Source organism: Clostridiisalibacter paucivorans DSM 22131 (assembly GCF_000620125.1).
GTDB lineage: Bacteria > Bacillota > Clostridia > Tissierellales > Clostridiisalibacteraceae > Clostridiisalibacter > Clostridiisalibacter paucivorans.
Genome location: NZ_JHVL01000071.1, coordinates 1 through 10,796, shown reverse-complemented (window position 1 = coordinate 10,796; position 10,796 = coordinate 1). Strand labels below are relative to the sequence as shown.

Below are 10,796 nucleotides of genomic sequence, written 5' to 3'. Positions count from 1 at the left end.
AAGGATACTTCTGGTCCTTCTATAAATATACTTATTAAACTTATGACCATAGTTGCATTGGTATTTGCACCTCTATTCTTAAAATTTGGTGGATTATTGTAGAAAATTATATATCTGTGATAAAATAATAAGTATTATATATTAATTAAATGCTATATAAGGATGAGGTGAAAGTAGTTGAATGAGGTTAACTTTCCAAAAACTAATAGAGGACAGGAAACATTAGATAAAATATTAAAGGCAGCCGAAGAGCTTTTCAGTAGTAATGGTTATTACAATACGTCTATAACTGATATTACACAAAATGCATCTATTGCGCCAGGTACATTTTATATATACTTTAAGGATAAAAAAAGTGTCTTTTGTTATCTAGTAGAGGAACTAAGTAAAACTTTAAGAACAGCTATACACAGATCAACTAAATGTTGTAAAACTAGATATGAATTGGAGTATATAGGCTTTAAAACTTTTTTTGATTTTGTATCTGAACACAGGGGACTATATAAGATAGTATGGGAATCACAGTTTGTTGACGAGTCTTTATTTAAAAATTACTATCAAGGTTTAGCTAAAGGTTATATAAAAGGTATAAAAGAAGCACAAAAAAATAATGAAATAAAATCGGAATTAGACCCTGAAACTATAGTATATTGTTTAATGGGTATTTCGAATTTTATAGGATTGAGATGGGTGATATGGAAAGATACCAGCGTTCCTGAATATGTTTTTGAAGATATGATGAAATTTATAAAAGAGGGAACATTTACAAAGCAATAATTAAAACCAGCATATATGCTGGTTTTAATTATTGCACAAAAAAGAGATATATGCATAATATATAATGAAAAAATATAAGCTGCTATTTTAGAGGTGATTAGTGATATGTATGATGAGTTACCTAAAAAAGAATCAAGTACACATAAAAGCAACTTCTTTTTATTTATTCCTTTTGTACTTATGTTCTCTAAAGGTAAAGATGATATTTTTAATAAGGTATCATCTTTATTTGAATATGATTTTCAGCAGAGAGTAAATATGGTAAAGGATATAAAACCATATTTCTCTGAAAAGGAACAATTGGCATTGTCGAAGGTTCAAGATGTCATGAACATACTTAATATGATCAATAGAATTAAGTCAGAGGATTATAGTGGAGAGATAAAAAGTGTGGATATTACTAAAAGCAGAGAGGATAGAAAAAAAGAAATATTAGATAAACTTATGAAATATTTGGATGATGAAAATAAGACAATGGTTCAAAAGGTTATAAAAACTAGAGATAATCTTGAAAGTTCAAAGGAAAAGTTATATAAAAATGGCGTAATGACACAATCAATTAATACAGTAGGATTCAATAATCTGTTGGATTTAATCAAATGTTTTGAACCTCTTATCCAAGATGAAAAATATAAAAAAGTTAGAAAGTTTGAAAAAGTCATGGAGATTATGAAGACACCCGATGAAAAATTTTAATATTTAGATGTAACCAAAATTTAATGATTAACATAGTATATAGTAGGCCAAAGCTAAAATTAATATAAGGAGGTTATAGACTATGGCAGAGGGACTATTTTGTGGTGGAGATGAAAGCCTACTATTTTTCTTTCTCTTATTAGTATTATTTTTTAATAATGGTGGATGCTTCGGCGGTGATGGAGATGAAAGCTTGTTGTTCTTCTTCCTATTATTAATAATAATTTTTGGATCCTGCTATTAAAACAATACTTATAATTAAAGAAATATCTTTAAGCATCCTTAATTTAATGACAAACTTATAAAAAACATATGAGTTTCAAGAATAAGTTAGTAGTTGATATCGAGTAGTTAACTACTAACTTATTTGTATGCACGCAAATTTTGTGAAATACTCCTGACTTTTATAGAGGTTTTGTGATTATAAATTATAAAAAGTAAAAGCCATACCTAGTTGATTTTAAAGGAAATTTAATACAAATATCGAAATAATATATTATAAAGATATTTGGAGGGGTACAGTATGATAAAAAAAGACTTAATTCAAGAAATAATAAATATTGGACTAAGATTAGGTGGAGACTTTGTAGAGATATTTGTGGAAAATAAGGAAGTGGATAATATAGAAATGGCAGCTGGAAATATAGAAAAAAGTATATCTGGCATAGAATATGGTCTAGGGATAAGAATTTTTAAAGATAATAATAGTGTCTACGCATATACTAGTGATACATCTAGAAATAATTTAATAGAATTAGTTAACGAAGCTTGTCTAACTATATCTGTAAATAAACCATATAAAAAGATTAATTTGCATAAGAATATCATACAAGGCCATCATAATATAATTATGCTACCAAATAAGGTTAATAAGAATAAAAAGATAGAATTAATGAAAAGGGCATATTATAAAGCTAAAGATTATGATGAGAGCATAATACAAGTAAAAATAAGATATATGGACTATGTACAAGATGTATTGATATCCAATTCGGAAGGGTTATTTGTTGAGGATAGAAGGGTTAGGACAAGGACAGCTATACAAACTACTGCATCCGATGGGAAAAATATGCAAACTGGATTTATGGGGCCAGGGGCCCATATGGGATTTGATTTTTATAATACTATTAATATAGAAGATTATGCAAAAGAATCGGCAAGAATGGCAAAAACTATGTTACATAGTCAAGATTGTCCCAGTGGTCCAATGACTGTGGTGATAGATAACAAGTTTGGAGGCGTGATTTTTCATGAAGCTTGTGGTCATGGATTAGAAGCGACTTCAGTTGCTAAAGGGACATCAGTATTTGCCAATAAAATTGGTCACAAAGTGGCTTCAGATTTAGTTACAGCTGTAGATGATGGAACTATACCAAATGGTTGGGGTTCTCAAAATATAGATGACGAAGGAATCCCTACAAAGAGAAATATACTTATAGAAAATGGTATTCTTAAGGGATATATGGTGGATAGGTTAAATGGAAAAAGGCTTAAAATGGAGCCAACTGGTTCAGGAAGAAGACAGTCTTATAAATATCCTCCTACATCTAGAATGACCAATACATATATACAATCTGGGGATTCTAAAAAATCTGATATTATAGCTAATACTGAAAAGGGACTTTATGCGAAATACATGGGGGGAGGCTCTGTAAATCCTGCAACTGGAGATTTTAATTTTGCTGTACTTGAAGGCTATCTAATAAAAAATGGAAAAATAGATAGACCAGTAAAGGGAGCTACTCTCATAGGAAATGGAAAGAATATACTTATGAATATAGATATGGTTGGAGATAATTTAGCACATGGACAAGGTATATGCGGATCTTCTAGTGGAATGATTCCAACTAATGTTGGACAGCCTACTATAAGAGTAAGCAGTATGATTGTAGGCGGAAGAGGGGGGCAAATATAATGGATATAAATAGAGTGTTTAAAGAAGCAAAAAATATGGGGATTGAAGATTTAGAAATATTTTCACAGAGAGAGAAGAAATTAGATATATCTGTATTTAATGGAGAAATAGATAAATATACTACAGCAGTAGAAAAAGGAGTGTCTTTTAGGGGCATATATAATAACAAAATGGGATATGCCTATACAGAAAAATTAGAACATCAATCAATAACTAAGATATTAAATAGTATTATAGAAAATAGTAAAACTTTAGATTTGAATGAAGAATATATATATGAAGGTTCTAAACATTATAAAGATATAGGACCTTATAAATGCAATTTAAGTGAAATAGATACAAAAGAAAAAATAAAGTTTGTAAAAGAAATGGAACAATATGCTAAGGCCCTAGATAAAAGGGTTATTTCTGTTAATCATTGTCTATATAGTGAAGAAAATACCCATACTGAAATAATTAATACGAAGGGTCTAAAATTAAATAATAATGGAAATATTGGATATGCATATATTTCCGTTATGGTTAAGGAGAAAGAAGATGTAAAGACCAGTGGTAAATATATGGTTTCAAAAAACTTTAATAATTTTGATGGGAAAGCATTGGCCAAAGAGGCTGTAGATGAGGCAATATCAATGTTAGATGCATCTTCTATAAATTCAGGAAAATATCCTATGGTATTAAGGGGTGATGTTGTAGCAAATATATTAGAGGCGTTTTCACCAATGTTTTCTGCTGAAAATGCTCAAAAGAATATATCTTTATTAAAAGATAGCGTTGGTAACAAAATTGCTAGTAAATTAATTACATTGGTAGATGACCCTTTTATGGAGAAGGGAATTTTAAATTCATCTTTCGATAGCGAAGGTGTACCAACAAAATATAAAAAAATTATAGATGAAGGAGTATTAACCACTTTATTACATAATCTAAAAACAGCTAAAAGAGAAGGTATAGAATCTACGGGAAATGCATATAAGTCTAATTATAAAGATACAATAACCATATCACCAACTAATATGTATATAGATAAAGGAAAAAAAGAATTAAAAGAAATTATATCAGATATGAAAAATGGACTGTTTATAATAGATGTTCAAGGGCTACATTCAGGACTTAATCCCATATCTGGAGATTTCTCTTTATCTGCCTATGGGTATGAGATTATTGATGGAAAAATAGGGAGGCCAATAAACGAAATAACTATTGCAGGCAATTTTATTAATTTATTATTAGATATTGAAGAATTGGACAATAATATTATGTTTACTTTACCTTCGGGAAATGGTTATATAGGTTCACCATCGATAAGAATTAAAGAATTGAATATTTCTGGAAAATAAATGGGAGGGGTTTAATGAATAAAATTAAAATTGGATTGTGTCAAATGAAGGTTCAAGAAAATAAAGAATTAAATATTGAGAAGGCTGAAGACATGATCAATAAAGCGGTAAATATGGGGGCTCAGCTAGTAATGCTTCCTGAAATGTTTAATTGTCCATATGATAATAAATATTTTCCTCTATATGCTGAAAAAGCTACAGGGAGTATAACTTGCAAAAGAATTTCTGAATTAGCCAAAGAAAAATCTGTTTATATAATAGCAGGCTCTATACCAGAGAAGGATGATGAAAATAATATATATAATACTTCTTTTGTATTTGATAGAGAGGGAAATTGTATAGGAAAGCATAGAAAAATACATCTTTTCGATATTGATGTAAAAGATGGAATTAGATTTATGGAGTCAGAAGTATTGAGTCCAGGCAAAGATATTACAGTATTTGATACAGAATTCGGAAAGATGGGTGTAGCAATTTGCTATGATATAAGATTTCCTGAGCTTATAAGATTGATGAGTATAGAGGGAGTAAATATAGTTTTTATACCTGCTGCGTTTAATATGATTACTGGACCTGCACACTGGGAACATTTATTTAGGGTAAGGGCTTTAGATAATCAAATTTTTATGGTAGGAACTGCTCCAGCACAAAATAAAGAAAGTAATTATAAATCTTACGGACATTCTCTAATAGTTGATCCATGGGGAAGTGTAATTGAACAATTGGATTATTCTGAAGACATAATAGTTCAAGAAATTGATTTAGATATGATACACAAAATAAGAGAAGAACTACCTTTGCTTAAACATATGAGAAAAGACATATATAGGTTATCCCATTTGGGATAACCTATATTTTATTCAGTAGTTGTCTCTCTAGATCTGAATAGTAGTGATATACTATACAATCCAGACAATCCTACAAGTCCGTAAATTAAACGGCTTAAAAAAGCTGTTTGCCCTCCAAAAATACTAGCAACTAGGTCAAATTCAAATAGAGATATAAGTCCCCAATTTAGGGCGCCTATTATGACTAATACTAATGCAGTCCTATCTAGAAAATTACTTTCCATGATATCACTCCTTTTTTGTTCTCAAAAATATTATCTCTATTATCTTGAAATATTATACATGATAAAAAATATTTTCTTAAAGAATTCCTAAAGTAACAAATAAAAAAAATTTGAATAAAATATATTAAAAATAAAAAAGAATTTTATAGAGAATACCCTTTAAAGGAGGTTTATTATATGTCTGAAGAAAATTTAAGTTTACAATGCAACTGTAGAAACGATAGTGTTATGTTGTTTTTCTTTTTGATATTAGTTATTTTATTCAATAATGGAGGATGGTTTGATGAAGGAAACGAAAGCCTATTATTCTTCTTTTTATTATTAGTGATAATATTTGGAGAATGTTTTTGCTAGTATAATAATTTGGATTTAAATTTTAGGAGGGTAAATTATGTATGATTATAGAGATATGTATGGAGGATGTTATGGAGAAAAATCTTCTTATATGAGGGTATTGCATGCCTCTCCTGATGCACCACCAGTAGATGTATATTTGAATGATACATTGTTAGTTGAAGGATTACCATATAAGAGATTTACAGAATATATTGCTTTAGTGCCAGGAATATATAATATAAAAGTTTTTGCATCTGGAACAAGGAGGAATCCAGTTATAGATACAGAGGTCGATGTATTTCCAAATTCTAACTATACTGTAGCTGCTACAGGACTTTTGGAGGATATAAAGCCAATGGTTATAAATGATACTGCTATGATGCTTCCATCAGGCAAAGCTCAAATTAAGTTTGTACACCTTTCTCCTGATGCACCAGCAGTAGATGTTCTTACATCAGATGGAACTATATTATTTAGAAATATAGAGTTTAGAGAGGTAAGTCCAAATAGAATGATTGATCCCAATAGATATACTTTACAAGTAAGACCTTCAGGTGGAAACAGAGTAGTATTGACAGTGCCTAATGTAAATATTAGACCTAATAGATATTATACAGTATATGCTGTAGGAGAAGTTTCAGGAGAGGCACCTTTACAGCTTTTAATAGCATTAGACAAGGCATCTTATTAAATATAGGCGATTGATTTTTAGTCGCCTATTATAATATTAAAGATATGGACATACTATGTAAAGTGAGAATATTATTACAAATGGAAAGGAAGATGAATATGAAATATCTGCCCAACAGAGTACTTTTTGAAGAAAAGTCACTGGAATATCCTTTAGGACAGAGGTTGTATAAAAAATTTAATGACATGAAAATACCAACAGATATACTAAAGAACAATAGAGTAACCGCTATACCAAAGGAAACGCCACAAATGGAATATGGAGAGGGAAAGGCTACTTTAGTTATAAGGGTAAGAAAAAATAAAAAGTTTGAATCATGCAAACCATCAGCCCATTATCAGTTGCCTCTTATTTCTGGTTGTACAGGCAAATGTGAATACTGTTATTTAAATACAAGATTTGGGAAAAAACCTTATACTACTATATATGTCAATGTAGATGAGATATTAAACACTGCTGAAAAATATATGGAAGAAAGAAAGCCAGAAATAACATATTATGAAATGTCAGCTACATCTGATCCAATTCCCTTTGAAAGATATACTAAAATATTAGGTAAAGTTATTGAATTTATGGGTGATAAGGAGTATGGGCGCCTTAGATTTGTTACTAAATTTGATGATGTGGATGATTTATTAGATATTAATCATAATGGACATACAACTATAAGGTTTAGTATAAATACTTTTAAAGTAATAAATGAATATGAACATGCTACAGTAGGACTAAATGAAAGATTAATAGCTGCAAAAAAAGTTATGGATAAAGGATATCCAACAGGATTTATTATAGGACCAGTTATTATATATGAGAATTGGAAAAATGATTACGATGATATGTTAATAACTCTAAAAGAAAGCTTGTCAAATGAATATAAAGAAGAAATACATTTTGAGGTTATATCTCATAGGTATACAAATGCTGCAAAAAATCGTATATTACAAATATTCCCCAACTCTACTCTTCCTATGGATGAAGAAAGAAGAGTATTTAAATATGGACAATTTGGATATGGAAAATATGTTTATGATAAAGAAATATTAAATGAAATAAGAGAATATTTTAATAGATCTATAAAAAGCTATTTTCCTAACAGTATTATTGATTATATAATTTAATAAAAAATTTTAATAATATTTTTTATTAAAAAGTATGACACATTTAATCAAATGTGCTATAATAATACTATGATTATGAGTAAAGGGGGAAATTAGTATGTCTAAATACAAATATATAAAATGGTTTAATGAAATTGATAAAAATGATATACCAATGGTTGGAGGTAAGGGAGCCAATTTAGGAGAACTTACTCAAAAGGGAGTAAATGTACCACCTGGATTTTGTGTTACAGCAGATGCATATAATGAATTTATAAGATTAACAGATTTAAAAGAAAAAATATTTAATATTGTATCAAATATGAATATAGATGATAATAAAGAATTAAATGAAAAATGTGGAGAAATTAGAAATATGATAGTTAGTGCTAATACTCCAAATGAGCTCAAAGAGGAAATAATTAATGCCTATAAAGAGTTTAGCCAAAAAATCAGTATAAAGGATCCAGCAGTTGCCATAAGGAGTTCTGCTACAGCTGAAGATTTACCTGAGGCGTCTTTTGCAGGACAGCAAGACACTTATCTAGAGATTGCTGGAATAGAAGAAGTAATGAAGCATGCTAAAATGTGTTGGGCATCTCTTTGGACTTCTAGGGCTACATACTATAGAGAGAATAAAGGATTTAATCATTTTGATGTAGCATTGAGTGTTGTAGTACAGAAAATGGTAAACAGTCAAAAATCAGGAGTTATGTTTACAGCTAATCCTATAAATAACAATAGAAAAGAAGTTATGATAAATGCCAGTTGGGGTCTTGGAGAGGCTGTGGTATCAGGTATAGTAACTCCAGACGAATATACTGTAGAAAAGGAAAATATGAATATATTGGATAGACATATATCAGAAAAGAATGTGATGATAGTTAAGAAGGACCAAGGAGTAGGGACAGTAGAAGTAGAAGTTAAAGAATATTTAGGAGCTGACAAGATTTCAAGTCAATGTTTAAGTGATGAAGAAATCAATGTTTTAGCTAAAAATGGAATGTTAATTGAAGATCTTTATAATGCTCCTCAGGACATAGAATGGGCATTGGATAAAGATACTAAGGAATTGTATATTTTACAATCTAGACCGATTACTACATTAAAGGGGGAAGTGGAAGAGATGAAAGATAACAATAGCACAGAAGAATTAACTGTTTTAGCCAGAGGATTAGCTGCATCTCCTGGTATAGGTAGCGGAAAAGTAATTAAAATAAATAGTATAGATGAAATTGAAAGGGTAAAAGATGGAGATATTTTAGTAACTGTAATGACTAATCCAGACATGGTTCCTGCTATGAGAAAGGCTGCTGCAGTTGTAACTGACGAAGGGGGAAGGACTTGTCATGCTGCCATAGTATCTAGAGAATTGGGAGTGCCATGTATTGTAGGAGCTAAAGATGCCAGTGAAAAATTAAATGATGGTGATGTAGTAACTGTAGATGCTACAAGGGGTGTAGTATATAAAGGCAAGGTATTACAACAAGAAGAAAAAAGTAATGAAGGTCAGTCAGCAGCAGTGTTAAATGAAGAGTTATTGCATAAATTGGCACCTATAACAGGAACAAAAATATATATGAATTTAGGAGAACCATCAATAATAAAAAAATATAAACATTTGCCATTTGATGGTATAGGACTTATGAGAACAGAGTTTATTTTTACTAATATGGTTGGTGCCCATCCCATGTATTTGTTGAGGACTGGACAGGGAAATTTATTAGTAGAGAAAATGTCAGAGGGTATAACGAAGGTAGCTCAAGAAATATATCCTAAACCTATAGTGGTAAGACTTAGTGACTTTAGAACCAATGAGTTTAGAGGATTAAAGGGTGGAGATGAAGTAGAACCTATAGAGAACAATCCTATGATTGGATGGAGGGGAGTATCAAGATATATTTCTCCAGAGTATGAAGAAGGATTTAGATTGGAATGTAAGGCTCTAAAAAAAGTAAGAGAAGAATATGGATTAACAAATGTATGGGCAATGCTTCCCTTTGTAAGAACTACATGGGAGCTTAAAAGGGTAAAAGAGATAATGGCATCAGAAGGATTAATACAAAATCCTAATTTTAAAATTTGGATAATGGCAGAAGTGCCTTCTGTGATATTCCAAGCGGAAGAATTTGCTCAATTGGTTGATGGATTCAGTATAGGTAGCAATGATTTGACACAATTGATTTTAGGAGCTGATAGAGATTCTGGAATATTAAATAGTATGGGATATTTTGATGAAAGAGATCCAGCGGTTAAAAAAGCCATATCTACATTGATTAAGGCAGCACATAAACATGGAAAAACAGTATCAATTTGTGGTCAAGGACCTTCACTGTATCCTGAATTTGCTGAGTTCCTTGTGAGGGAAGGCATAGATAGTATGAGTATAAATCCAGATACAGTAGCATATACTAGAAAACTTGTGGCTTCTGTAGAACAGAGAATATTATTAAATAGTATAAGAAAATAAGTTGATAAGTAAAAATACCTACCTCAAAAAGAGGTAGGTATTTTTATGTAATGTGGAAAATAATCAAACTATTACTTAGAGTATAATTTTAGTAGGCAAAAAGGACAAAAAATAAAAAAGATGCCTTAAGGCATCTTTCATATACATGCATCATCCAATATAATAGTATCTGCGAAGAAAACTAGAAAGTTAGGTGATTACATGTATAAGATAAGTTTAAAGGAAATGGATATAAATTTCAAGGATTTAGAGAAAAGGATTTATGAATTTGTTTGCCGTCAGGCATGTGAAATAATCACAGAGCTACTTAATCAACTAGATGATGAGCTAATGAAAGAAAGAGATAAGAAGATATATAGAAATAAAGGTTTCAAGAAAACATGTATCAAGACAGTAATGGGT

12 protein-coding genes are annotated in these 10,796 nt (G+C 30.2%); 11 read left to right on the top strand and 1 reads right to left on the bottom strand.

The genetic code is table 11. The features are described 5' to 3' along the window. The first annotated feature begins 177 nt into the window (after window positions 1-177). From Q326_RS0114235 to Q326_RS0114210, 6 genes are all read left to right on the top strand, one after another. Window positions 178-777, top strand: a complete 600-nt coding sequence (locus Q326_RS0114235; RefSeq protein WP_026895986.1) for a TetR/AcrR family transcriptional regulator — start codon at window positions 178-180, stop codon at window positions 775-777. A gap of 105 nt (window positions 778-882) precedes the next feature. Further along, window positions 883-1,473: a hypothetical protein gene (locus Q326_RS0114230; RefSeq protein ID WP_026895985.1), complete on the top strand. Its 591-nt coding sequence runs from the start codon at window positions 883-885 to the stop codon at window positions 1,471-1,473. Between the two features lie 82 nt (window positions 1,474-1,555). Further along, on the top strand, window positions 1,556-1,717 hold the full coding sequence (locus tag Q326_RS18710) for a hypothetical protein (RefSeq protein WP_169733591.1): 162 nt from the start codon (window positions 1,556-1,558) through the stop codon (window positions 1,715-1,717). Between the two features lie 279 nt (window positions 1,718-1,996). Next, entirely contained in the window at window positions 1,997-3,388 is a 1,392-nt protein-coding gene (locus tag Q326_RS0114220; RefSeq protein WP_026895984.1) for a TldD/PmbA family protein, read from the top strand. Further along, on the top strand, window positions 3,388-4,728 hold the full coding sequence (locus Q326_RS0114215) for a TldD/PmbA family protein (protein WP_026895983.1): 1,341 nt from the start codon (window positions 3,388-3,390) through the stop codon (window positions 4,726-4,728). The genes Q326_RS0114220 and Q326_RS0114215 overlap by 1 nt, the downstream gene beginning before the upstream one ends. A 14-nt stretch (window positions 4,729-4,742) precedes the next feature. After that, window positions 4,743-5,576 (top strand): carbon-nitrogen hydrolase family protein, encoded by an 834-nt coding sequence (locus tag Q326_RS0114210; RefSeq protein ID WP_026895982.1) that lies wholly within the window; start codon window positions 4,743-4,745, stop codon window positions 5,574-5,576. A gap of 8 nt (window positions 5,577-5,584) precedes the next feature. On the opposite strand, the gene Q326_RS0114205 is transcribed toward Q326_RS0114210, so the two are convergent. Continuing rightward, the gene (locus Q326_RS0114205; RefSeq protein ID WP_026895981.1) at window positions 5,585-5,800 is read right to left on the bottom strand and encodes a DUF378 domain-containing protein; all 216 of its coding nucleotides are present in this window, start codon (window positions 5,798-5,800) and stop codon (window positions 5,585-5,587) included. A gap of 177 nt (window positions 5,801-5,977) precedes the next feature. Here Q326_RS0114205 and Q326_RS18705 point away from each other — a divergent pair, with 177 nt between their 5' ends. The 5 genes from Q326_RS18705 to Q326_RS17510 all read left to right on the top strand — a co-directional run. Then, window positions 5,978-6,154 (top strand): hypothetical protein, encoded by a 177-nt coding sequence (locus tag Q326_RS18705; RefSeq protein WP_169733590.1) that lies wholly within the window; start codon window positions 5,978-5,980, stop codon window positions 6,152-6,154. A 37-nt stretch (window positions 6,155-6,191) separates the two neighbouring features. Then, the gene (locus Q326_RS0114195; protein ID WP_051531523.1) at window positions 6,192-6,827 is read left to right on the top strand and encodes a DUF4397 domain-containing protein; all 636 of its coding nucleotides are present in this window, start codon (window positions 6,192-6,194) and stop codon (window positions 6,825-6,827) included. A gap of 98 nt (window positions 6,828-6,925) precedes the next feature. Further along, window positions 6,926-7,945 carry a spore photoproduct lyase gene (gene splB / locus Q326_RS0114190; protein ID WP_026895979.1) on the top strand — a complete coding sequence of 340 codons (1,020 nt, stop codon included), beginning with the start codon at window positions 6,926-6,928 and terminating at the stop codon, window positions 7,943-7,945. Between the two features lie 97 nt (window positions 7,946-8,042). Further along, the gene (ppsA, locus tag Q326_RS0114185; RefSeq protein ID WP_026895978.1) at window positions 8,043-10,394 is read left to right on the top strand and encodes a phosphoenolpyruvate synthase; all 2,352 of its coding nucleotides are present in this window, start codon (window positions 8,043-8,045) and stop codon (window positions 10,392-10,394) included. Window positions 10,395-10,595: 201 nt separating this feature from the next. Beyond that, the coding region (locus tag Q326_RS17510) for a UPF0236 family transposase-like protein (protein WP_034602423.1) at window positions 10,596-10,796 on the top strand (201 nt) is incomplete at its 3' end.